This is a genomic window from Streptomyces roseirectus, from assembly GCF_014489635.1.
GTDB lineage: Bacteria > Actinomycetota > Actinomycetes > Streptomycetales > Streptomycetaceae > Streptomyces > Streptomyces roseirectus.
This window is the reverse complement of record NZ_CP060828.1, coordinates 3,952,463-3,973,895: the sequence shown is the minus strand read 5'-3', so window position 1 is coordinate 3,973,895 and position 21,433 is coordinate 3,952,463. Positions and strand designations below refer to the sequence as shown.

Genomic DNA, 21,433 nt, shown 5'->3' with positions numbered 1-21,433 from the left:
GGGGCGGCGGACGCGGCGGGGGGTACGGGTACTACGGGACCGGGAGGTACTACGGGTATGGGGTCGGCGGGTACGGAGCCGGTGGCGCCGGGTGCTGGTACTACGGGTACTACGGGTATGACGGGGGCGACCGGCACCGACACCGGCAGCAGCACCGGCACGGACGCCGACGGCGCCGCGCCCGTGTTCCTCCCCGAGCCCAAGCGGCTCGGTGCGCTCGCGCGGCTGGCGCCCGAGCCGATGAAGGTCGTCCTCAACTGGGGCCGCCGGTACTCCCTGTGGGTCTTCAACTTCGGCCTCGCCTGCTGCGCGATCGAGTTCATCGCCGCGTCCATGGCCCGCCACGACTTCATCCGGCTCGGTGTGATCCCTTTCGCGCCGGGCCCCCGCCAGGCCGACCTGATGGTCGTCTCCGGCACGGTCACCGACAAGATGGCGCCCGCCGTGAAGCGGCTGTACGAGCAGATGCCCGAACCGAAGTACGTCATCTCCTTCGGCGCCTGCTCCAACTGCGGCGGCCCGTACTGGGACTCGTACTCGGTGACCAAGGGCGTCGACCAGATCATCCCCGTCGACGTCTACGTCCCCGGCTGCCCGCCCCGCCCCGAGGCGCTTCTCCAGGGCATCCTGAAGCTCCAGGAGAAGATCGCCCGCGAGTCCCTGGCCGACCGCTACGCCTCCCGCCCGTCCCCGTCCGCCCTCCAGAGCGACCTGGTCCGGGCCCCCGAGGCGAAGGACACCCCACGATGACCGCCGGCTGGCTCCCCGCCCCCGTCCAGGACCTCTTCGGGGACGACGCCGCGGCGGACGAGTCGTACGACGTCCTCACCGTCGACGTCCCCCCGACCGCCTGGCTCACCGCCCTCGAAACGGCCCGCACGGCCCTCGGCTGCACCTACTTCGACTGGCTCAGCGCCGTCGACGAACCCGGCACCGGCTTCCGCGTCTGCGCCCATGTGGTCGCGCTCGCCCCGGTCCGCCGCCTGCTGCTGAGGACGACGGTCCCGCACGCGTCCCCCGTCCTCCCCACGGCGGTCGGCGTCTACGCGGGCGCGGCCTGGCACGAGCGCGAGACCCACGAGATGTTCGGCGTGCGCTTCGCCGACCACCCCTCCCTCACGCACCTCCTCCTTCCGGACACCTTCGAAGGTCACCCCCTCCGCAAGGACTTCGTCCTCGTCGCCCGCGCCGCCAAGCCCTGGCCCGGCGCCAAGGAACCGGGCGAGTCCGACCACGGCGCCCCCAAGCGCCGCCAGATCCTCCCCCCGGGCGTCCCCGACCCCAACGAGTGGGGCCCCCTGAAGGGCCAACTCCCCACAGCTCCACCCCGCCCGGCCCGAACCCCGCGCCCGGCCACCCCCTCGGCCGCGACCCCCACCACCCCGGCAGACCGCCCCATCCGCCGCAACCGCAGCGCCTCCCAGGGCTCGGCGAGCCAGCCGACACCGTCCACCCCGACGCCGGACGCCCCCACCCCGGCCACCCCTGCCGCACCCGCCCGCCGCACCCGCTCGGCGTCCGAGGGCTCGGCCGGCCAACAGGAACCGACCACCCCCTCGACGCCGGGCACCCCTACCCCGGCCCGCCGCACCCGCTCGGCGTCCCAGGGCTCGGCCAGCCAGCGGGACGCCGGACAGCCGACGACCGGCGACGAACCCCAGGCGCCACAACCGAGCCCCGCTCCTCAGGAGCGCCCGGCCCCACCGCACCGCCCGCCGGCCGGACCCCGCCGCTCCCGAAGCGCGAGCGAGGGCTCGGCCTCCCAGCGACCGCAGGCCGAACAGACCCCACGGCCGTCACCGCCGGACGCGTCCCCAGCCCCGGACGCTTCCCTGGCCCCGGACGCCGAGCCCCCGGCGTCCCCGCCCCCCTCCGGCCCGCGCCGCAACCGCAGCGCCTCCCAGGGCTCGGCCAGCCAGCGCACCCAACCCCCGGCCGCCCCGCGCCGCCCCGCGCCGCGAAGCGCCGACGCCCCCTGGCACCACGCCCGCCCGGCCTTCGACGACGACACACCCCCCGAGCCCCCGGCCCCTGAGCCCTCGTCCCCCGAGGCCGACCAGTCGGCACCCCCTGCCGACGCCACCCCGAAATCCCCGCCACCCCCCGCCGAAGACAACCCCCCAGGAGGCTCGCGGTGAACGACGCGCTCGACGTCACCCTGCGCCTCCTGATCGTGTTCGTCGTCTTCCTCACCTTCCCCCTGCTCGTCGGCCAGACCGAACACAAGGTCATGGCCCACATGCAGGGCCGCCTGGGCCCGATGTACGCGGGCGGCTTCCACGGCTGGGCCCAACTCGTCGCGGACGGCGTCAAGTTCGCGCAGAAGGAGGACGTCGTCCCGGCGGGCGCGGACCGGCGGGTGTTCCAGCTCGCCCCGGCCGTGGCGCTGCTGCCGTACCTCCTCGTGCTGCTGGCGATCCCGATCGGTCCGGAGGAGGGCGCCGTCGGCCAGGTCCTGGACGCGGGGATCTTCTTCGTCCTGGCCGTGATGGGAGTCAGCGTCCTCGGCTCCCTCATGGCGGGCTGGGCCAGCGCCAACAAGTTCTCCCTCCTCGGCGGCCTGCGCACCGCCGCACAGCTCCTCGCCTACGAACTCCCGATGCTCCTCGCCGCCGCCTCCGTCGCCATGGCGGCCGGCACGGTCTCCCTCCCCGGCATCCTCGACGCCTTCGAGTGGTGGTGGCTGCCCTGGCAGATCGTCGGCGCCGTCGTCTTCTTCGTCGCTGGCCTCGCCGAACTCCAGCGCCCGCCCTTCGACATGCCCGTCGCCGACTCGGAGATCATCTTCGGCGCCTACACCGAGTACACCGGCCTGCGCTTCGCCCTCTTCCTGCTCGCCGAGTACGCCGGGATCGTCGTCCTGTGCGGCCTCACCACCGTCCTCTTCCTGGGCGGCTGGCACGGCCCCTGGGGCGCCGACGGCCTCGGCTGGGTCTGGACCCTCCTGAAAACCGCCCTCCTCGCCTTCGTCGTGATCTGGCTCCGCGTCACCTATCCCCGCTTGCGCGAGGACCAGCTCCAGAAGCTCTCCTGGACCCTCCTCGTCCCCCTCTCCCTCGCCCAGATCGCCCTCACCGGCGTCGTCAAGGTGGTGATCTCCTAGTGCCTCCGATTCCCGGCTCCGGCCTGGCCAAGGGCCTGGCCGTCACCCTCCGCACGATGACCCGCAGGTCCGTCACCGAGCAGTACCCCGACGCCCAGCCCGAACTCCCGCCCCGCACCCGCGGCGTCATCGGCCTGTTCGAGGAGAACTGCACGGTCTGCATGCTCTGCGCCCGCGAGTGCCCCGACTGGTGCATCTACATCGACTCCCACAAGGAGACGACCCCCGCGGCCACTCCCGGCGGCCGTGAACGCAGCCGCAACGTCCTCGACCGGTTCGCCATCGACTTCTCCCTCTGCATGTACTGCGGCATCTGCATCGAGGTCTGCCCCTTCGACGCCCTCTTCTGGTCTCCCGAGTTCGAGTACGCCGAGACCGACATCCGCGACCTCACCCACGAGCGGGACAAGCTCCGCGAGTGGATGTGGACCGTTCCGGCCCCACCCCCACTCGACCCCGGCGCCGAAGAACCCAAGGAACTCACGGCGGCCCGCAAGACGGCGGAGAAATTGGCCCTCGCCCAACAGCCCACACCCGCCGGCCCCGGCACCCCTGGCCCCGCCACTCCTGGTCCCGACGCTCCTGGCCCTGGCACCCCTGGCCCCGGCCCCCAGGGAGGCCGCCCGTGAGCCTCGCCCAAGCTCCCCACGGCTTCCTCTCGCCCACCGGCGTCGAGATCGCGTTCCTCCTGGTCGGCCTGGTCACCCTCGGCGCCGCGGTCGTCACCGTCACCACCAGACAGCTGGTGCACGCGGCCCTCTGGCTGGTCGTGGCCCTCGGCGGGCTCGCCGTGGAGTACCTGCTGCTGACGGCGGAGTTCATCGCCTGGGTGCAGGTCCTCATCTATGTCGGTTCCGTGGTCGTCCTCCTTCTCTTCGGTCTGATGCTCACCCGCGCTCCCATCGGCCGCTCCCCGGACGCCGATTCCGGGAACCGGTGGGCCGCTCTCGCGGTCGCGGTCGCCGCCGCGGCAGCGCTGGTCTGGGTGGTCGTCGACGCCTTCCGCACCACGTGGATCGACCTCGACGGCCCGGCCGCCGGTACCACGAAGGTCACCGGCGAGAGCCTGTTCCAGAACTGGGTCCTGCCCTTCGAGGCCCTGTCCGTCCTTCTCCTCGCGGCACTGGTCGGCGCGATCGTCCTGTCCCGCAAAGCGAAAGCGGATCCGAGCTCTCCCCCCGAGAACGCCCGGACCATCACGCAGAGTTCCCGACCCGTCACAGATTCCGAAAAAATTTCTCGACCCCAGGAAACCCCGGCCGAGCAGGAAGGCGCCCCCTGATGCACCTCGCCTACCCCGCCGTCCTCTCCGCCCTCCTCTTCTGCACCGGCGTCTACGGAGTCCTCGCCCGCCGCAACGCGATCCTGGTCCTGATGTCCGTCGAGCTGATGCTCAACGCGGTCAACCTCAACCTCGTCGCCTTCGACGTCTGGCTCAGCAAGGCCGCCGAGGACACCCTCCACTCCGGCCAGGCCCTGACCCTGTTCACCATCGCGATCGCCGCCGCCGAGATCGGCATCGGCCTCGCGATCGTCCTCGCCGTGTACCGCAACCGCGGCACCTCGGACATCGACAGACTCCGCGACACGGCGGAAACCCCGGAGACAGAGCCGCCGGGAAGCACCGCCCCCCTGGACCAGAAGGACGAGAAGGCCGAGGCCGCCGCGTGACCACGACCACCCTCGCCGCCCTCGTCCCCCTCCTGCCGTTCCTCGGCGCCGTCGCCGGCCTGCTCCTGGGCCGCACCGCCCCCGGCTATGTCCGCCCCCTGGCCGTCCTGCCCCCGCTCGCCGCCCTCGCGCTGGCCGTCCTGGTCGCCGTGCGCCAGAGCGGCGACGCGGCGGTCGACGCCGTGACGGAGCTCACCCCCACCGGCTCGATCCCCGTCGAACTCGCCCTGCACATCGACGGTTTCGCCGCCCTCGTCGCCGTCCTGGTCGCCCTGGTCGCGACCTGCGTGCAGATCTACTCGACCGGCTACCTCCGCGACGACCCCCGCTACCCCTCGTACGCGGCGCTCGTCTCGCTCTTCACCGCCGCGATGCTCCTGGTCGTCTACTCGGGCGACCTGATCGTGCTGCTCGTCGGCTGGGAGGTCATGGGCATCTGCTCGTACTTCCTGGTCGGCCACTACTGGGAGACCCCCGAGGCCCGCGCCGCCTCGATCAAGGCGTTCCTGGTCACCAAGCTGGGCGACGTCCCGTTCCTGATCGGCCTGTTCGCGCTGGCCACGGACGCGGGCTCCTTCCGGATCACGACGATCCTCGACACCGTCGCGCACGGCGGCCTCGACCACCCGACCCTGACCGCGCTGCTGCTCCTCGCGGGCGTGGCGGGCAAGTCGGCGCAGTTCCCGCTGCACACCTGGCTCCCCGACGCGATGGCGGGCCCCACGCCCGTCTCCGCGCTGATCCACGCCGCGACGATGGTCGCCGCCGGCGTCTACTTCGTCGCCCGCCTCCTGCCGGTCTTCGAGGCGTCGCACGCCGCGATGGCCGTCCTCGCGGTGATGGCCGCCGTGACGATGCTCGGCTCGGGGCTCGCCGCGCTCGCGCAGGACGACATCAAGCGCGTCCTCGCCTACTCGACGATCGGCCAGCTCGGCTACATGACCGGCGCGCTCGCCGTCGGCGACCGGGGCGCCGCCGTCTTCCACCTCCTGGCGCACGGCGCCTTCAAGGCGCTGCTGTTCCTCGCGGCCGGCGCGGTCATCCACGCCGCCGGCACCAACTCGCTCGCCGCGATGTCCCGGATGGGCTCCTTGCGCGCCCGCGTGCCGGACGCGTTCTGGACGATGACCGTGGCGCTCCTCGCGCTCGCCGCGATCCCGCCGTTCAGCGGCTTCTTCTCCAAGGAGTCGGTCCTCGGCGCCGCCGAACACGTCGTCACCGGCCACACCGAGCACGCGCCCGCCGCCGCGGGCTGGACCGTCATCGTCGCCGGTCTGCTCACCGCCCTCCTCACCGCCGCCTACGCGGCCCGCCTGTGGCTGCTGGCCTTCAACGGGCGCGGCGCCCCGGCCCCGGACCACGGCCGCCGGCCCCGGTCGATGACCGCCGTCCTGTGGGTCCTCGCCGTCCCGTCCCTGGCGCTCGGCGGCCTCGCCTACGGCACGCTCCCCGACTGGTTCGACGGGGTCTCGCTCGCCCCGACCCTCACCACCTCCGTCGTCGGCACGGGCTTCGCCCTGGTCGGCGCTTTGGTCACCTACGGCGCCTGGCGCCACCTCACCGCCGTCGCCGCCCGCGTCCCCCTGGGCGCGGTCGCCGCCCACCCGGACGGCGACGCGGCCACCGTCGAGGCCGAGGCCATCGCGAGCCACGCGCCCGCGTACGGCAGCGTCGCCGCCGCCCCGGACCCCGCAGACCCCGGCCGCCTGCTGCTCGGCCCCCTGCACCGCCACGCGGCCGTCGGCTTCCACCTGGACGCCCTGTACGGCGCCCTGTTCGTCCGCCCGGTCCAGTCCGCCGCGCGCCTCGTACGCTTCCTCGACCGCGAGGTCGTCGACACCTACGTCCAGGGCGCCGCCGCCCTGCCCCGTCTGCTCGGCACCGCTGTACGGCGGGCCCAGAGCGGCAACGTCCAGACCTATGTGAGCGCGCTGCTCGCCGGCACCGTCGTCCTCGCGGTGACCGTCCTTCTCGTCGCCTCGGGAGGGTGAGCGGGCGTGATCGGTATCAACGAGTCCGTGATGCAGTTCCTTCTGGCGTTCACCGTCGCCGGCCCGCTCCTCGGCGCCGTCGCCGCCCTCCTGCCCGCCCCGCCGGGGCTGAAGGGGAAGTCGCCCGACCAGGCCGTGCTGCGCCACGGTGTGACCGTCACCGGCGCCGTCCTGGCCGCCGCCGTCGCCCTCGCGCTGGGCTTCGACCACGACCACCCGTCGAGGATGCAGGCCAGTACCGACATCAGCTGGATCCCCGCACTCGACGTACGCCTCCACCTCGGCATCGACGGCATCTCCCTCCCGCTGCTGGTCCTGACCGCGCTGCTGACCTTCCTGTGCGCGCTGTACTCCTACTTCAAGCCGCCCGCGGGCCCGTCCCCGAAGGCGTTCGTCGCCCTGCTGCTCCTCCTGGAAGGCGGCACTCTCGCCACCTTCGCCGTCCTCGACCTCCTCCTGTTCTTCCTCGCCTTCGAGACGGTCCTCATCCCGATGTACTTCCTCATCGCCCGCTGGGGCGGCGAGGACCGGACCCGCGCGGCCTGGAAATTCATCCTCTACACGCTGCTCGGCTCCGTCGTCATGCTCCTCGGCCTGCTCCTGATCGGCGTTGAAGCGGGCACGTTCGACATGGTCGCACTCGCCACTGACAACGGCCGGTCCCTGACCACATCCGTGCAGGTCACCGCCGCTTTGGCGATCGCTCTCGGGCTCGCCGTGAAGACGCCGATGTGGCCGCTGCACAGCTGGCTGCCCGACGCCCACACCGCCGCCCCGACCACCGGCTCGGTCCTGCTCGCCGGCGTCCTGCTGAAGATGGGCACCTACGGGTTCGTCCGCATCCTGCTGCCGGTCGCCCCGGAGGGCATGCGCGCCCTCGCGCCCTACCTCGCCGCCTTCGCCGTCGTCGGGATCGTCTACGGGTCCCTCGCCTGCCTCGCCCTGGTGCGCCCCGGCGCGAAGGGCGACCTGAAGCGGCTCATCGCCTACTCGTCCGTCGGCCACATGGGCTTCGTCCTCCTGGGCATCGCGTCCATGACACCGACCGGCGTCAACGGCGCCCTGTTCGCCAACATCGCCCACGGCCTCATCACCGGCCTGCTGTTCTTCCTGGTCGGCGCTCTGAAGGACCGCACCGGCAGCACCGACCTCGACGCCCTCGCCGAACGGACCGGCGCGGCGCTGTACGGGCGCGCGCCACGCCTCGGCGGACTGCTCGCGTTCGCCGCCGTGGCCTCCCTCGGCCTGCCCGGACTCGCCGGGTTCTGGGGCGAGATGCTGGCCCTGTTCGGCGCGTTCGACCCGGCCGACGACCTCAATCGCCCCGCCTTCCTGACGTTCACGGCGATCGCCGCCTTCGGCACCCTCCTGACGGCCGCGTACCTCCTGCTCGTCGTCCGGCGCGTGTGCATGGGCGCCGTTTCCGAGGACACCCCGCAACTCGCCGACGTGCGCCCCTACGAATTCGCCGCCTGGACCCCGCTCGTCGCCCTCACCGTCGTCGGCGGGCTGTGGCCCAAGGCCCTCCTCGGCCTCACCGACCCGGCCGTGCAGCAGCTCCTCGCAGGAGGCCCCCGATGAGCGCCCTCGCCCAGTCCGTCGTCCAGTCGGTCGACTGGCTGACGATCGCCCCGCCCACCGTCGTGGCCGTCGTCGGACTCGCCGTCCTGGTCGCCGACCTGTTCCTCCCGGACGCGCGGAAACCCCTCCTCGGCTGGCTCTCTGTGGCGGGCCTGGCCGCCGGCGCGGCCCTCCTGCTGCCGCTCCTGGACGGCGACCACGCCACGTTCTGCCTCACCGGCGACCCCGGCGTGTGCAGCTACACGGCCGACCGCTTCACCCTGGTCGTCCAGTCCCTGGTGCTCGGCGGGGCCCTCCTGACCGCCCTCCTGTCCGTCACCGCCCTCAGGGACGCGCGCAAGGAACTCCCCGAAGGGGAGTACTGGTTCCTGCTGCTCAGCTCCGCCGCGGGCGCCGCCCTGCTGCCCGCCTCCCGGGACCTCGCCACCCTGATCGTCGCCCTGGAAGTCGCCTCCCTGCCCGCCTTCGCGCTGGTCGGCCTCCGGCACGGCGACAAGCGGTCCTCCGAGGCGGCCCTGAAGTTCTTCCTGTCGTCCGTCACGGCCACCGCCGTCAGCCTCCTGGGCATCAGCTTCGTCTACGCCACGACAGGCACCCTGTACCTCACCCAGGTGGCCGAACGCGTCCAGGACGTCGACGGGCAGTTCCACACCCTCGCGCAGACGGGCGTCGTCCTCACCCTCGTCGGCTTCGCCTTCAAGACGGCCGCCGTCCCGTTCCACTTCTGGGTCCCCGACACCTACGCGGGCGCGCCCCTGCCGATCGCCGCCTACCTGTCGGTCGTCGGCAAGGCCGTCGGCTTCTCCGGGCTGATCCTCGTCACCGCCGTCGCCTTCCCGTCGTACGACGACGTCTGGGGGCCCGCGCTGGCGGGGCTCGCCGCCCTCACCATGACCGTCGGCAACGTCGGCGCCCTGCGCCAGCACGCCACGCGCGCGTACAGCGCGGTACGCCTGCTCGCCTGGTCCTCCGTCGGCCAGGCCGGTTACCTCCTCGTACCGATCGCCTCGGCCGCCTACACGGACGACACCGAGCACGCGATCGGCTCCACGCTCGCGTACGCGCTCATGTACGCCGCCGTGAACCTCGGCGCGTTCGCCGTGGCCGCCGTCGTGGGCCGCAGGAGCCCCCACAACCGCCTCACGGACTATCAGGGCCTCTACGCCCGCGGCCCGCTCTCCGCGCTCCTCCTGGCCTTCTTCCTGCTCTGCCTCGCGGGGCTCCCGCCCGGCGTCATCGGCCTCTTCGCGAAGGTCACCGTCTTCTCGGCGGCCGTCGACGCGGGCCTCGGCTGGCTCGCCGTCGTCATGGCCGTCAACGTCGTGATCGCCCTCTTCTACTACCTCAGGTGGACGGCCCTGCTGTTCCGGACGCCCGAAGGGGAGCCCGTCCGTCACCGCGTCCCGGCCCCCCTCACGGCGGCGCTCGCCCTCACGGCGGCCGTCGGCATCGCCCTCTCCGGAGCCCCCCAGCTGATCCTGCGGTTCGCCGACACCACCCTGTTCTGAGCCGGATCCGGGTGCTCACCCGGACGGCGGACAGGCGCCCCCGCGCGCGCAAGGGAACTCGTGGTGCTCGTCTGGCGTTGACGTAGACAGGAGGGTCCACTGGACGTGACACCAGAAGGACCGCAGATCAGCGAGCAAAGGGTTCCCCTGCCGCACGACTTGGAGGGCGTACCGTGCACCGCCGGCACAACGGGCTCAGGACCGCAGTACTCCTCGGAGGGCTGTCCGCACTCATCGTCGTCATCGGCGGCTTCTTCGGCCGGACCGGACTGATCATCGCCGTCCTGGTCGCCGTCGGTACCAACGCGTACGCGTACTGGAACAGCGACAAGCTGGCTCTACGCGCGATGCGCGCCCGCCCGGTGAGCGAGTTCGAGGCCCCAGCCCTGTACCGGATGGTCCGCGAACTCTCCACGCAGGCCCGCCAGCCGATGCCCCGGCTCTACATCTCCCCGACGGAGGCGCCCAACGCCTTCGCGACCGGCCGCAACCCGCGCAACGCGGCCGTGTGCTGCACGGACGGCATCATGCGCCTCCTGGACGAACGCGAACTGCGCGGCGTCATCGGCCATGAGCTGAGCCACGTCTACAACCGCGACATCCTCATCTCCTCGATCGCCGGCGCCCTCGCCTCCGTGATCGTCTTCCTGGCGAACTTCGCCTGGCTGATCCCCCTCGGCCGCTCCGATGACGACGACGGCCCCGGCATCTTCGGCGTCCTCCTGCTGTCGCTCCTCGGCCCCCTCGCCGCCAGCCTCATCCAGCTCGCCGTCAGCCGCTCGCGCGAGTACGAGGCCGACGCGTCGGGGGCCCAGCTCACCGGCGACCCCCTCGCCCTCGCGAGCGCCCTGCGCAAGCTCGAACTCGGCACCAAGCAGCTTCCGCTGCCTCCCGAGCCCCGGATCGAGACCGCGAGCCACATGATGATCGCGAACCCCTTCCGGCCGGGCCAGGGATTCTCCAAGATGTTCTCGACGCACCCACCGATGGCGGACCGTATCGCCCGCCTGGAGAAGATGGCAGGTCGCCAGTCGTGAAGACCATCCTCAACGTCGTCTGGCTCGTTCTCAGCGGGTTCTGGCTCTTCCTCGCCTACCTCGGCGCGGGCCTCCTGCTCTGCATCACGATCATCGGCATCCCCTTCGGCGTCGCCGCCTTCAGAATCGGCGTCTACGCCCTGTGGCCCTTCGGCCGCACCACCGTCGAACGCCGCGACGCGGGCGCGCCGTCCTGCGTCGGCAACGTCCTGTGGCTCGTGCTGGCCGGCTGGTGGCTGGCCATCGGCCACATCGTGACCGGACTCCTCCTGTGCGTCACGATCATCGGGATCCCGTTCGGCATCGCCAACTTCAAACTGATCCCGGTCTCCCTCATGCCGCTCGGCCGCGAGATCGTGCCGACGGACGAGCCGTTCGGGGCACGCTGACCCCCTCCGGGTGAGGGCGGGGCATTCCCTCGTCCTCTGCCGGGTGACGGAGTTGTCCACAGGCGGAGAGTTGTCCACAGGCCGGGGCCGCTGTCAGTGGCGAGGTGCACGATGAGTGCATGACCCAGCACGAGCAGTCTCCGACCGGCCCGACGGCCGAGGCACCAACCCCCGGCCCTTCTACTTCGCGAGCCTCCGCCGCACTCCGTACGCCGCCGCGCCCACCGCCAGCACTCCCGCTCCCGTGACCACCGACACCCCGGGAAGGGAGAACGCCAGCAGCACACACCCCAGGAGACCGACGGCCGGCGCTGTACGCGCGAGCGGTGCCGGGGACAGGGTCCACGCCGAGGCGTTGGCCACCGCGTAGTACATGAGGACACCGAAGGAGGAGAACCCGATCGCGCCTCGGACGTCGAGTGTGGCGGCGAGGACGGCGACGACCGTGCCGACGGCGAGCTCGGCGCGGTGAGGCACCTGGAAGCGCGGGTGCACAGCGGCCAGGACGCCGGGGAGATGCCGGTCACGGGCCATCGCGAGGGTCGTCCGGGAGACCCCGAGGATCAGGGCGAGCAACGAGCCCAGCGCGGCGACGGCCGCACCGGTCCGCACCACCGGCGCCAGACCGGACACGCCCGCGGCCCCTACCGCGTCCACCAGCGGCGCACCCGCCCCGGCCAGCCCATCGACCCCCAGCACGGAAAGGACGGCGACCGCCACACACCCGTACACCACCAGCGTGACGCCCAGGGCGAGCGGGATCGCCCGGGGGATCGTGCGCGACGGATCCCGCACCTCCTCGCCCAGGGTCGCGATCCGCGCGTACCCCGCGAAGGCGAAGAACAGCAGCCCGGCGGCCTGCAGCAGCCCGCCCGCCCCACCGGAGAACCCGATGTCCGCCGGCCCGGCGCCGGACCTCTCGGCCCCCTCCGCCCCCAGGCACACCGCGACGACCCCCACCAGGACCGCCAGCACCACGGCCACGATCACCCGCGTCACCCAGGCCGACTTCTGGACGCCGCCGTAGTTCACCGCCGTCAGCACCAGGACCGCCGCGACCGCCACCGCGTGCGCGTGGGCCGGCCAGACGTACAGCCCCACCGTCAGCGCCATCGCCGCGCACGACGCCGTCTTCCCGACGACGAAGGCCCACCCGGCGAGGTACCCCCAGAAGTCGCCCAGCCGTTCACGACCGTAGACGTACGTACCGCCCGAGGCCGGATAGCGGGCGGCCAGCCGAGCAGAGGAGGTGGCATTGCAGTAGGCGATCACAGCGGCGAGCGCGAGCGCAGGCAGCACCCCGGTGCCGGCCGCCCGCGCGGCCGGGCCGAGGGCGACGAAGACACCCGCCCCGATCATCGCCCCGAGCCCGATGACGACGGCGTCCCCGACGCCCAGGGTGCGGCGCAGTTCGGCGGAGGGACCTGTGGGGAGGGTCATGGGCGGCACCTTCCGGAGCGGGGGCGGGGCGGCGGTTGCGGGGCGGCGCCGGTCACGCGCCACGGCTCCCCGGACGCGGGGCGAGGCCGCCGGACCGGGGGCCGGGCCGGGGCGGGGCGGCGGGGCCGGTCCGGGAGTGTGGCATGGGCCGCACCTTAGTGACCGGGGGAACCGGTGCGTATCGGCACGACGTCGTCCGGGCCAACACAGGGCGAACGCGTGTGCGGCGGGCGCGGGGCGAGTGACCCCCACCGGCCCCCGGAGCTGCTGTTCTCACCGGATCCACACGGCCGGGGCAGTGGACGCACGGCGCGGAAGGGCAGGTTCAGGGCATGGGCATCGTCAGTTGGATCATCCTGGGACTGTTGGCCGGAGTCATCGCCAAGGTGCTGCTGCCGGGGCGGGACCCGGGCGGCCTGATCGGCACCACACTGATCGGGATCGCCGGGGCGTTCGTCGGCGGCTGGATCTCGGCGCGCTGGCTGGACCACCCCGTGACGAAGGACTTCTACGACGGCGCCACCTGGGCGGCGGCGATCGGCGGCTCGCTGGTGCTGCTCATCGCGTACCGGATCCTGTTCGGCAACTCACGGGACTGAGCCGCACGCACACCGGCACACCCGTACACCGGCATCCGCACACGCGGGAAGGGCGGGCGCCCGTGAGGCACCCGCCCTTCTCACCCACCGGCCCGTGAACTACCGGTAGTTCACGAACTGGAGCGCGAAGTCGAAGTCCTGGCCCTTCAGGAGGGCGATGACGGTCTGGAGGTCGTCGCGGCTCTTGGAGCTGACGCGCAGTTCGTCGCCCTGGACCTGGGCCTTGATGCCCTTGGGGCCCTCGTCGCGGATCAGCTTGGCGACCTTCTTCGCGTTCTCCTGCGAGATGCCTTCCTTGATCTCGGCGAAGAGCTTGTACTCCTTGCCGGAGAGCTGGGGCTCGCCCGCCTCCAGCGCCTTCAGCGAGATCCCGCGCTTGATCAGCTTCGACTGGAAGACGTCGAGAACGGCGTTCACCCGGTCCTCGGAGTTCGCCTCCATCAGGATCTTCTCGCCGGACCACGAGATGGAGGCACCGACGCCCTTGAAGTCGTAGCGCTGGGAGATCTCCTTGGCGGCCTGGTTGAGGGCGTTGTCGACCTCCTGCCGCTCGACCTTCGAGACGATGTCGAAACTGGAGTCGGCCATGTCCTGTGGCTCCTTGTATCGGGGGGCGTGTCGAGTGCGTGGCGGCGTCCTCGGGGGCCCGTGCCTGCCTCGGCCCCGGCCCGGCCACGTCCGGACAAGCCTAGCCACCCGATCGCCTCCGGGCGCAGCTCAATCGGGTGGCGAAGCACCCCTCCCCATCGGGTATTGTTTACGTCGTTGCCAGGGAACACCGCCGAAAAGCGGTTCGAACAGGTGACAAAACCCCGGCGGTGTGCCCGAGCGGCCAAAGGGAGCAGACTGTAAATCTGCCGGCTCAGCCTTCCCAGGTTCGAATCCTGGCGCCGCCACGCTGAGAACGAAGGGCCCGTGACCTGCCAGAACGGCAGGTCACGGGCCCTTCGTCATGTGCGCCGTGGATCAGGCGCGTGTCTCACTCTGTCTCGCGTTCGAACGCCCCATCTCGAAGTGCGTGGACGGGGCGTGGACGGGCTTCCTGGGCCTGTCAGGCGCCCTTCTCTAGGCGGGCGGAGATCTTCGCGTTGGCGGCGTCGTCGCCGTCCTTCAGGAACTTGGCGTACTCCCGGAAGAGCACCGCGACACTGTGGCCGGCGCGTTCAGCTACAAGCTGAGGCTCCACCCCAGAGCTGAGCCAGGTGGACACGGCAGCGTGACGAAGATCATAAGGGCGCTTGGCCAACACCGACTCGAATTCGGCGGGGGAGAGGGCCCGTGAGCGAGCCTCAGCCCAGACCTCGCCATAACCGGTGTCCTGCACGAGGCCACCCCGGAGCGTCTGGAACACGCGGCCGTCCGGCGCTGTGCCGTACGCGCTGAGGTGCCACCGGAGCAGGGCGACCAGCTCGGGCGGGATCGGTACCCGGCGGACGGCCTTGCGCGGGCGGTGCTTCAGTCCCTTCTTCTCGTGCGACTCCCCGGAGTCGGTCCAAGCCTTGCCGGAGCGGGGGCGGGTCTCATGCAGCCGGAGCAGGCCCCAGCCGCGACGCGGCAGGTCACAGTCCTTGGCGCGCAGACCGATGACTTCTTCCGGCCGCGCGGCGGCGTAGTACATGCAGCCGAAGAACGCCACGAGTCGACGACCGCGCTTTCCCTGGTCGCGTACGGCAGCCAGAAGCTTGGCCCCTTGAGCGGGATTCGGAACGCATTCCGGGTCGACTTCCTCAACGACCTGTTCGGGCGCCGTCCACTTGATGCGGTCCAAGGGGTTGTCCGCGAGGAGTTCGGCGTCGATCGCGAATTCAAGGGCGTTGTAGAAAATGGCGCGCTTCCGGCGGATCGTGCTTCCTGCCGCCGTCTCGCCGTCCAGCTTCTTCGACAAGGCGCTCAAAGCGGACCTTACGACCAGACGGTCAGAGAGCGCGGACATGGGGAGCGACTTCCGCTTGAACCAGTCCAGCGTCTTGGCCACGTCGGCGGGTAGTTCTTCGTCCCACCGGTTTTTGTTGAACGCCCAGCTGTAGAGCGCGCGTCGGACGGTCCTGTTGTCAGGCATTCCCTTGGTGTCCTTGACGAACGCGGGCGTCACCGTGGCCATGGCCTCGGCCAACGTCCGGCGAGTGTTGCCGGGGGAGTCGCCCCACTTCATCGCGATGTAGTTCCGGGCGTGCTCGTACCAAGAAATGTCCAGCTTCTTGGCGACCATGGACTTCGGCAACCCGGTCTCGACGTCGAAGGGTTCGCCCTCGCGCGCGGCCGTGATGAGTTGGGCCCGGCGGCTGTCCGCCAGACCCTGGGTGAGGAACGACTCCGAATGCGGCCGGAGTCCGACCTTCCATCGGAGTTGGTAGGGCTTCCGGTAATCACGCTTCCGGATCGCCCAGATCTTGACGGTGTAGCTCCACTCGGTCACGCGGCTTCCATTTCATCTTTGAATGCGTCAAGGACACTTCGGCGCACGCAAATGCGACCGGACGGGGTGCGGCGGGCTTCCGGCGCGTAGCCACGGTTCTGCCACCGGTACCAGGTGGCGCGGCTGATGCTGAGTTCGTCCAAGACGTCACTGAGGGGGAGGAGTTCGTCTTTCGGCGTGCGGCGTCGGCGGGAGGACGTAGCCATTTCGTCTCCTTGGGGAAACGTCGGAGAGGCGAACCAGGGGGTGGGCGGTGAGACGCCCACCCCCTGACAGATCCGAAACAGCCGAAACAGCGAAACAGTGCAGGTCAGAGCCCTGGATTTGTTCCGGATCGAGTTTCTGTTTCGGATGGCCCTGTCACGCAGCACGTGTGACAGGGCTCGGTTTCCGGGGGTGTCAGCCGACCTGAGGCAGGGGCAGTGTTCCGGCTTCTGCCGTGGTGTTCCGGCTGTCGGCCGGAGTATCCGAAACAGATTCACCGGCGTTGACCTGCGCTGTTCCGGCTGTTCCGGCTGTTCCGGATTCCCCGGAGGGGGGCGGGCAGTAGCGCATCCAGGCGTCGGCAAGGTCGGCCGCGAAGTACCCCTTGACCGTGCCGGACGGGGTGCGGAAGGTACGCGGTTTGATCGGCCGGTTGGCCGGGGTGACGTACTGGCTCAGCATCCGGGCGAGCGTGCGCGGGTTGAGGGGCTTGTCGTCTAGGTCGACCCATGGCGCGTCATCCATGCCAAGCAGGCACTCGATGATGACGGAGGTGGCGATCCGTTCGGCGCCGGCGCTGAAGAGCTTGTCGCGCAGGTCTGTCAGCAGCCGGATACCGAGCGAGAATTCGTCGGTGTCGTCGGCCGCTTTCAGCATCTCCAGGCACGCGGCGCGGGCTCGTTCAGGCCAGTCCCCGCCGACGGCTTCGGCAACGGCAAGGAGCGGTTCCCACACGTCGGCTGGCCGGTCGCTGAGCCCTTCGGGGAGCGTGGGCCAGGCGCCCGAGACGTCGTCGCGGACGGTGTCGGCCCACTTGGCGAGCCGGTCACGCAGCGCGTGACCCTCCTTCTCGTGGATGCGCTCGCGGTAGGGCTCCACTGTCTCGTTGGGGGCCCGCTTGCGCATGCGGACGATGACGCAGCGGTCCAGGATGGTTTCCGGCAGCGAGCCCAGACCGGCCATGGCGACCGCGCAGAACGACGCGAACCACGAAGGGGTCTGGTTCTCTCCGACGCAGCGCAGGGCCTTCCCCCGTCGGCGGTGGCCGGTGTTGATGAACCCGCGTACCGGCTCGTTGTCACCCGCCTTGGGGCCGAACACGGTGTCGATCTCGTCGAAGAGCAGTGTGGGCAGGCCCTCGGTCGCTTCGACCAGCCGGTACAGAGCGTTGGCGGAGCTGCTGACCAGGGTGTGGGAGTGCGGTGTAAGCGTTTCCACGATCTCCAGGGCGCGGGACTTGCCCGATCCGGGTTCCGGGGAGAGGAACGCGAGGCGCGGGGTGGAGTCGAAGCAATCGATCAGGTGGGCGTGGGCGTCCCACAGGGCGACGGCCACGTAGGCGGCTTCGGTGGGGAAGACGTTGAAGCGGCGGTGGAAGGCTTCGACCTCGTTCAGCAGGGCGGCGCCGTCGATGGGCGGGGTGGTGGGGTTGGGGGTGGGGTCGCTCATGCTGCGGCCCTCCCTTCCTGGTTGGTGCGGAGGGGGCAGGTGTCGCGGTGGGCGGTGTGGGCGGCGATCAGGGCATGCACCTTGCCGTGGCCGGTGGCGCTGCGGTCCCACCCGCACAGGCACGTCGAGGTGGCGGTGGGGGTGCCGTGGCGCGGCGCGCTGATGTGGAGCCAGGCCACGGGGAAGCGCCCGTCGCCCCGTGTCGGGCCGCTCGCGCGGTCGGCGGGGGGAAGGGATGGAAGGACGCCTTCGGCGTCGCCCTTCATGCCACGGCTGTTGCCGGTGTCGGGCGGGATCGGGCGCGGTCCCGCCGGGACGGGGCGGGTGGGCTTTTCAGGCCGCCGGGGGTTCACGCGGCGTCCCGGGGGCGGGCGGTGCGGATCGACCAGTCGAGGGCGCTTCGGATGGTGGTCCGGCATTCCGCCGGGGGCAGTCCGCTCGCTTCCCCGGCGGCCTGAAAAGCCTGCTCCACCATGTGCCGGGGGATCTCGCCCCACGCGACGAAGCGTCCCAGGGAGCGGGCGCCCGCCAGCAGCCGGCTGTTGCGGCCCCCTTCGCCGGTCCGGCTCACGTCGGCTGTCTCGCGTTCGAGGGCGACGGCGGCGCGGCGGGTGGTTCCGCCGGGGACGATCAGCGGCGCGGGCGCCGTGACGGCGGGCTTGGGCGGGGTGTGGAGGTGGTGCAGCAGCCATCCGGGCAGGGGGACGGCCGGGGTGTCGTCGACCGTGTCGTAGGTGCCGTGGGGGGTGGTGCTGCCTGCGGCGACGATGTTCCCGCCCCAGGCGCGGGTGTCGACGTTCGCCGCGACGGTACGGGCCGTGCAGGGCAGTCGGACACCAAGCGGGGCGGTGAAGTACAGGTGCGTGCCGCCGCTCGGAGTCCGCACCGTGTGAGTGGCGGGCCACGGGTGTCCGGCGCGCTCGCAGAGCGCCGCGAAGGACGCCGCGCCGCAAGGCGCGTCCGAACTGCCCTTGCCCTCCTGTGGTTTGGGGATGTCGAGGTCGACGACGACCAGGTGGGAGGGGCCGGTGGCGATGCCGACGTTGAACGCGCCCGCCGACCAGGCCGCGCGGATGCGGCCGGGGTCGGTGGTGGCGCGCTGTTCCCACTTCACGTGGCCGTCGGCGCATACGCCGGTGCGGGGGCAGGCGCGTTCGCCGTGCAGGGCTGAGCCCTTGCCGCCGGGACGCAGGGGGTGGACGTGCCAGCCGCAGGCGGCGGCTTGGAGCGCTGCGGACAGCAGCGCGGATCGTGCGTCATGCGTCATGCTGGGTGGTCTCCAGTTCTCTGAAACGGGTCTGGAAACCGGGGCGACCGCGTGTCTTTGGCGAGATGGGGCGGTCGTCCCGGGCGTTGCTAGGCGATGTCCAGGGCGAGTTGGGTCGGTGCGGGTGCTGCGGTCTCGGCGGCGAGCGTGGCGAGCAACGCGTGGTAGGCGAGGGCGGCTTGGCGGATGACGACGCCGTTGCCGAGGATCTTGAGCTGGTCGGAGCGGGACAGGCCCAGGTCCGCGCCGGTAACCCAGCCCAGGTCGGCGCCCATCATCCATTCCACGAACTCCGGGGACAGCCGGCGGTTGCCCTTGGTCCCGGGCTCGGTCGGTTCCGGCGCGGGCCGTCCCAGCACCTGTTCCCATCGGCGGATCGCGGGGCCGTAGTCGGTGCCGTTGGTCGCCACCCACTGTCCGTCAAGGCGGACGGCCTGACCGGGGAGGTAGTAGCGGCCTGACGTGTCGCGCTGACTGGGTCCGCCGTGCGGTCCGTCCGACGCCTTGGGGGTGGGCAGGAGGTTGACGACGACTTCGTTCAGCGGGCGGGAGTTGGTGCCTACGAGGTTGGAGGCGCCGGACTTCCAGTCACGCGCGGCGGGGGTGGGCAGCAGGGTGACGGCGGTCCGCAGGTTCATTCCGCCGCGCCGTTTCGGGGAGACGCCGGGGCCGCCGGTTCCGTCGGCGGCGGCCGGGGTGGGCAGCAGCCTCAGGCTTCGTCCGTCGGGGGCAGCAAGAAGACCACTTCGTCCTCCAGCGTCGGCCCGTGCCCGCCCGCCTTGCGTTTGTCCGGGTGCTGCGGTCCGCCGTTGCGTCCCAACTGCGAGGTGGGGGTCTTCAGCAGCGGGATACGCAACGGCGAACCAGCGGTCGCGGCGGTGACAGGCGCCGACTTCGGGATCTCCAGCGCGTAGGCACATCCACCGCGCGTCATACCCGAGCGCGGCCAGGTCGGCGGCGACGACGTCGAGTCCCCGGGACCGGAGGGCGGCGACGTTCTCCAGGAAGACGAGACGGGGTCGAAGACGGCGAATGGCTCCGTGGGCGATGGTTTTCCAGAGTCCGGAACGGTCACCGGCGATCCCTCCCCGAGGTCCGGCGTTGGAGATGTCCTGGCAGGGAAACCCGGCGGTCAGCGCCGCCGGACGCGCGATCTCGGCGGCGAGCGCCGCCCAGTCGACGGCGGTGATGTCCCCGAGGTTGCGGGCGTGGGGCAGGCGGGCGGCGAGCAGCCGGGAGGCGGCCGGGTCCTTCTCGCCGACCAGGACCGTGGGCAGGCCGGTGACGGCTTCCACTGCCTGGTCCAGCGCACCGGACCCGGTGCACAGACTGATGTTGCCGCCCTCCGGCGGCACGGAGGGATGGGGCATGCTGGGTGGTCTCCAGTTCACTGAAACGGGTCTGGAAACCGGGGCGACCGCGTGTCTTTGGCGAGATGGGGCGGTCGCCCCGGGCGTTGCTAGAACGGGGGTTCGTTGCCCGGCTCGGGGCGGTTGCTGCCGGTGTTCCACGGGTCGTTGCCCGTCGGGGCGCTGCCGCTTTGGCCGCCGGTGCGCTTGGCGTCGATGCGGACGGTGGTGAAGCGAAGGGAGGCGCCGATCTCGTCGACCTCCACCGCGAGCATCGAGCGGTTCTCGCCCTCCGGGGTCTGCCAGTCGTGCTGGCGGATCCGGCCGGACAGCACCACCCGTGAGCCCTTGCCCAGGGACTCCGCGACGTGTTCCGCGAGCTGGCGCCACGCGGCGCACCGGAAGAACGTCGACGTGCCGTCCTTCCACTGGTTCGCCTCGCGGTCGAAGGTGCGCGGGGTCGACGCGACCGTGAACCGGGCCAGCGCCTGGCCGTTGTTGGTGTACTTCAGTTCCGGGTCACCGGTCAGGTTGCCGACGATCGTGACCGGGGTCTCTCCGAACGACATGGTTCTCCTCAACTCGCAGGATTCAGAAGGGGGGTTCGTCGCTGTAGCCGCCGCGCGGGCGGCGTCGCGGCCACCGGGGCAGGGGCAGGAGGGGGAGGGTCCAGTCGCTCTGGCAGTCGCAGAACCACCAGTTGCTCCCGGCGTACTCGCCGAATTCGTCGACGAAGGCGTCCTCGATGCTTCCGGTGCCGTGGCAGTCGGGGCAGTCGCGGCGGGGTGTGTCGGTGAGGGCCAGCGCGCGGCGTGGCCCGCCGACGATGCGGATACGCAGTCGGATCACGGGGTTCGGCCTCCTAGCCGTGGAAGTGGCTGCGCTTGATGACGGCCTTGCGGATGTTGAACGTGTTCCCGCCGGTCTTGTCGCCGTGGCCCTTGGTGCTGGGGGCGCTGAAGACCTGCACGGCGACGAACCCGCCGAAGATGACGGCGGCGAGGATGGTGAGCTGGATGATCAGCCCGGTGAGGGCGGTGATGAACGTGGTGAGGAAGAACAGGCCCCCGCAGAAGGCGGCGAACCCGACGCCCCCGAGGGCGATGTTCACGGCCGCGCGGGACACGGCCGGCTTCGGGGCGACCGGGGGCGGCTGCATGGGGTGGATGGCGTAGCCGGTGACGACGCGGCCGTCCGGGAGGACGACGCTCGCCACCCCCGGGACCGTGTCCGGCTGCACGGGCACCGGGAGCACGGCAGGCGGGTGGGTGGTGATCGGGATGGGGTGGTGGACTTCGACGGCCGTGGGCCGTTCGGTACGGGACACGTGTGGTTCCCTCCGGGCAGAAGGGGCCCGCGTCGTGGGTGTGACGCGGGCCCGTGGGTGGGTGTGACGTGTGGGTGTGAGGGGTGTGATCGGCCGCTGTTA

General features: G+C 71.4%; 22 protein-coding genes and 1 tRNA gene. 13 read left to right on the top strand and 10 right to left on the bottom strand.

The window, feature by feature from the left end:
* Positions 1–117: 117 nt before the first annotated feature.
* The 11 genes from IAG44_RS16390 to IAG44_RS16340 all read left to right on the top strand — a co-directional run bounded on the left by IAG44_RS16390 (position 118) and on the right by IAG44_RS16340 (position 11,280).
* The gene (locus IAG44_RS16390) at positions 118–750 is read left to right on the top strand and encodes an NADH-quinone oxidoreductase subunit B (RefSeq protein ID WP_246564058.1); all 633 of its coding nucleotides are present in this window, start codon (positions 118–120) and stop codon (positions 748–750) included.
* A complete protein-coding gene (locus IAG44_RS16385) occupies positions 747–2,138 on the top strand; it encodes an NADH-quinone oxidoreductase subunit C (RefSeq protein WP_187747841.1) in 1,392 nt (463 codons plus the stop codon). The genes IAG44_RS16390 and IAG44_RS16385 overlap by 4 nt, the downstream gene beginning before the upstream one ends.
* Positions 2,135–3,103, top strand: a complete 969-nt coding sequence (locus IAG44_RS16380; protein ID WP_187747840.1) for a complex I subunit 1/NuoH family protein — start codon at positions 2,135–2,137, stop codon at positions 3,101–3,103. The genes IAG44_RS16385 and IAG44_RS16380 overlap by 4 nt, the downstream gene beginning before the upstream one ends.
* Positions 3,103–3,732 carry a NuoI/complex I 23 kDa subunit family protein gene (locus IAG44_RS16375; RefSeq protein ID WP_187747839.1) on the top strand — a complete coding sequence of 210 codons (630 nt, stop codon included), beginning with the start codon at positions 3,103–3,105 and terminating at the stop codon, positions 3,730–3,732. The genes IAG44_RS16380 and IAG44_RS16375 overlap by 1 nt, the downstream gene beginning before the upstream one ends.
* The gene (locus IAG44_RS16370) at positions 3,729–4,385 is read left to right on the top strand and encodes an NADH-quinone oxidoreductase subunit J family protein (RefSeq protein WP_187747838.1); all 657 of its coding nucleotides are present in this window, start codon (positions 3,729–3,731) and stop codon (positions 4,383–4,385) included. The genes IAG44_RS16375 and IAG44_RS16370 overlap by 4 nt, the downstream gene beginning before the upstream one ends.
* Positions 4,385–4,774, top strand: coding sequence for an NADH-quinone oxidoreductase subunit NuoK (nuoK, locus tag IAG44_RS16365; protein WP_187747837.1), 390 nt, complete (start codon positions 4,385–4,387; stop codon positions 4,772–4,774). The genes IAG44_RS16370 and nuoK overlap by 1 nt, the downstream gene beginning before the upstream one ends.
* Positions 4,771–6,765: an NADH-quinone oxidoreductase subunit 5 family protein gene (locus tag IAG44_RS16360; protein WP_187747836.1), complete on the top strand. Its 1,995-nt coding sequence runs from the start codon at positions 4,771–4,773 to the stop codon at positions 6,763–6,765. The genes nuoK and IAG44_RS16360 overlap by 4 nt, the downstream gene beginning before the upstream one ends.
* Before the next feature lie 6 nt (positions 6,766–6,771).
* Positions 6,772–8,346 carry an NADH-quinone oxidoreductase subunit M gene (locus IAG44_RS16355; RefSeq protein ID WP_187747835.1) on the top strand — a complete coding sequence of 525 codons (1,575 nt, stop codon included), beginning with the start codon at positions 6,772–6,774 and terminating at the stop codon, positions 8,344–8,346.
* The gene (locus tag IAG44_RS16350; protein ID WP_187747834.1) at positions 8,343–9,854 is read left to right on the top strand and encodes an NADH-quinone oxidoreductase subunit N; all 1,512 of its coding nucleotides are present in this window, start codon (positions 8,343–8,345) and stop codon (positions 9,852–9,854) included. The genes IAG44_RS16355 and IAG44_RS16350 overlap by 4 nt, the downstream gene beginning before the upstream one ends.
* Positions 9,855–10,027: 173 nt before the next feature.
* Positions 10,028–10,891 (top strand): zinc metalloprotease HtpX, encoded by an 864-nt coding sequence (gene htpX / locus IAG44_RS16345; protein WP_187747833.1) that lies wholly within the window; start codon positions 10,028–10,030, stop codon positions 10,889–10,891.
* Positions 10,888–11,280 carry a YccF domain-containing protein gene (locus IAG44_RS16340; RefSeq protein WP_187747832.1) on the top strand — a complete coding sequence of 131 codons (393 nt, stop codon included), beginning with the start codon at positions 10,888–10,890 and terminating at the stop codon, positions 11,278–11,280. The genes htpX and IAG44_RS16340 overlap by 4 nt, the downstream gene beginning before the upstream one ends.
* 180 nt (positions 11,281–11,460) lie before the next feature.
* Here IAG44_RS16340 and IAG44_RS16335 read toward each other — a convergent pair whose 3' ends face one another.
* The gene (locus IAG44_RS16335) at positions 11,461–12,720 is read right to left on the bottom strand and encodes an APC family permease (RefSeq protein WP_187747831.1); all 1,260 of its coding nucleotides are present in this window, start codon (positions 12,718–12,720) and stop codon (positions 11,461–11,463) included.
* A 332-nt stretch (positions 12,721–13,052) separates the two neighbouring features.
* Here IAG44_RS16335 and IAG44_RS16330 point away from each other — a divergent pair, with 332 nt between their 5' ends.
* Entirely contained in the window at positions 13,053–13,319 is a 267-nt protein-coding gene (locus tag IAG44_RS16330; protein WP_187747830.1) for a GlsB/YeaQ/YmgE family stress response membrane protein, read from the top strand.
* A 99-nt stretch (positions 13,320–13,418) separates the two neighbouring features.
* Here IAG44_RS16330 and IAG44_RS16325 read toward each other — a convergent pair whose 3' ends face one another.
* The gene (locus IAG44_RS16325) at positions 13,419–13,907 is read right to left on the bottom strand and encodes a YajQ family cyclic di-GMP-binding protein (RefSeq protein ID WP_187747829.1); all 489 of its coding nucleotides are present in this window, start codon (positions 13,905–13,907) and stop codon (positions 13,419–13,421) included.
* 226 nt (positions 13,908–14,133) lie between these two features.
* On the opposite strand from IAG44_RS16325, the gene IAG44_RS16320 reads away from it, so the two are divergent.
* Positions 14,134–14,215 (top strand) — tRNA-Tyr (locus IAG44_RS16320).
* A gap of 155 nt (positions 14,216–14,370) precedes the next feature.
* Here the strand turns inward: IAG44_RS16320 and IAG44_RS16315 are convergent.
* The 8 genes from IAG44_RS16315 to IAG44_RS16280 all read right to left on the bottom strand — a co-directional run bounded on the left by IAG44_RS16315 (position 14,371) and on the right by IAG44_RS16280 (position 21,331).
* Complete coding sequence (locus tag IAG44_RS16315) at positions 14,371–15,735, bottom strand: tyrosine-type recombinase/integrase (RefSeq protein WP_187747828.1); 1,365 nt, start codon at positions 15,733–15,735, stop codon at positions 14,371–14,373.
* A 399-nt stretch (positions 15,736–16,134) separates the two neighbouring features.
* A complete protein-coding gene (locus IAG44_RS16310) occupies positions 16,135–17,388 on the bottom strand; it encodes a DUF3631 domain-containing protein (RefSeq protein ID WP_187747827.1) in 1,254 nt (417 codons plus the stop codon).
* Entirely contained in the window at positions 17,385–17,654 is a 270-nt protein-coding gene (locus IAG44_RS16305) for a hypothetical protein (RefSeq protein WP_246561779.1), read from the bottom strand. The genes IAG44_RS16310 and IAG44_RS16305 overlap by 4 nt, the downstream gene beginning before the upstream one ends.
* Before the next feature lie 83 nt (positions 17,655–17,737).
* Positions 17,738–18,655, bottom strand: a complete 918-nt coding sequence (locus IAG44_RS16300) for a bifunctional DNA primase/polymerase (RefSeq protein WP_187747826.1) — start codon at positions 18,653–18,655, stop codon at positions 17,738–17,740.
* A gap of 89 nt (positions 18,656–18,744) precedes the next feature.
* Complete coding sequence (locus IAG44_RS16295; protein ID WP_187747825.1) at positions 18,745–20,025, bottom strand: DNA cytosine methyltransferase; 1,281 nt, start codon at positions 20,023–20,025, stop codon at positions 18,745–18,747.
* A gap of 89 nt (positions 20,026–20,114) precedes the next feature.
* The gene (gene ssb, locus IAG44_RS16290; protein WP_187747824.1) at positions 20,115–20,573 is read right to left on the bottom strand and encodes a single-stranded DNA-binding protein; all 459 of its coding nucleotides are present in this window, start codon (positions 20,571–20,573) and stop codon (positions 20,115–20,117) included.
* A 22-nt stretch (positions 20,574–20,595) separates the two neighbouring features.
* Positions 20,596–20,853, bottom strand: a complete 258-nt coding sequence (locus tag IAG44_RS16285) for a hypothetical protein (protein ID WP_187747823.1) — start codon at positions 20,851–20,853, stop codon at positions 20,596–20,598.
* Positions 20,854–20,866: 13 nt separating this feature from the next.
* Positions 20,867–21,331, bottom strand: coding sequence for a hypothetical protein (locus tag IAG44_RS16280; protein WP_187747822.1), 465 nt, complete (start codon positions 21,329–21,331; stop codon positions 20,867–20,869).
* Positions 21,332–21,433: the final 102 nt, after the last annotated feature.

What these genes read in the sequence shown, in the direction of transcription:
- IAG44_RS16390 (WP_246564058.1), top strand. Translation starts at nt 118, where the DNA reads ATGACGGGGGCGACCGGCACCGACACCGGCAGCAGCACCGGCACGGAC.
- IAG44_RS16385 (WP_187747841.1), top strand. Translation starts at nt 747, where the DNA reads ATGACCGCCGGCTGGCTCCCCGCCCCCGTCCAGGACCTCTTCGGGGAC.
- nuoK (WP_187747837.1), top strand. Translation starts at nt 4,385, where the DNA reads ATGCACCTCGCCTACCCCGCCGTCCTCTCCGCCCTCCTCTTCTGCACC.
- IAG44_RS16350 (WP_187747834.1), top strand. Translation starts at nt 8,343, where the DNA reads ATGAGCGCCCTCGCCCAGTCCGTCGTCCAGTCGGTCGACTGGCTGACG.
- IAG44_RS16335 (WP_187747831.1), bottom strand. Translation starts at nt 12,720, where the DNA reads ATGACCCTCCCCACAGGTCCCTCCGCCGAACTGCGCCGCACCCTGGGC.
- IAG44_RS16330 (WP_187747830.1), top strand. Translation starts at nt 13,053, where the DNA reads ATGGGCATCGTCAGTTGGATCATCCTGGGACTGTTGGCCGGAGTCATC.
- IAG44_RS16325 (WP_187747829.1), bottom strand. Translation starts at nt 13,907, where the DNA reads ATGGCCGACTCCAGTTTCGACATCGTCTCGAAGGTCGAGCGGCAGGAG.
- IAG44_RS16310 (WP_187747827.1), bottom strand. Translation starts at nt 17,388, where the DNA reads ATGAGCGACCCCACCCCCAACCCCACCACCCCGCCCATCGACGGCGCC.
- IAG44_RS16305 (WP_246561779.1), bottom strand. Translation starts at nt 17,654, where the DNA reads ATGAAGGGCGACGCCGAAGGCGTCCTTCCATCCCTTCCCCCCGCCGAC.
- IAG44_RS16300 (WP_187747826.1), bottom strand. Translation starts at nt 18,655, where the DNA reads ATGACGCATGACGCACGATCCGCGCTGCTGTCCGCAGCGCTCCAAGCC.
- IAG44_RS16295 (WP_187747825.1), bottom strand. Translation starts at nt 20,025, where the DNA reads ATGCCCCATCCCTCCGTGCCGCCGGAGGGCGGCAACATCAGTCTGTGC.
- ssb (WP_187747824.1), bottom strand. Translation starts at nt 20,573, where the DNA reads ATGTCGTTCGGAGAGACCCCGGTCACGATCGTCGGCAACCTGACCGGT.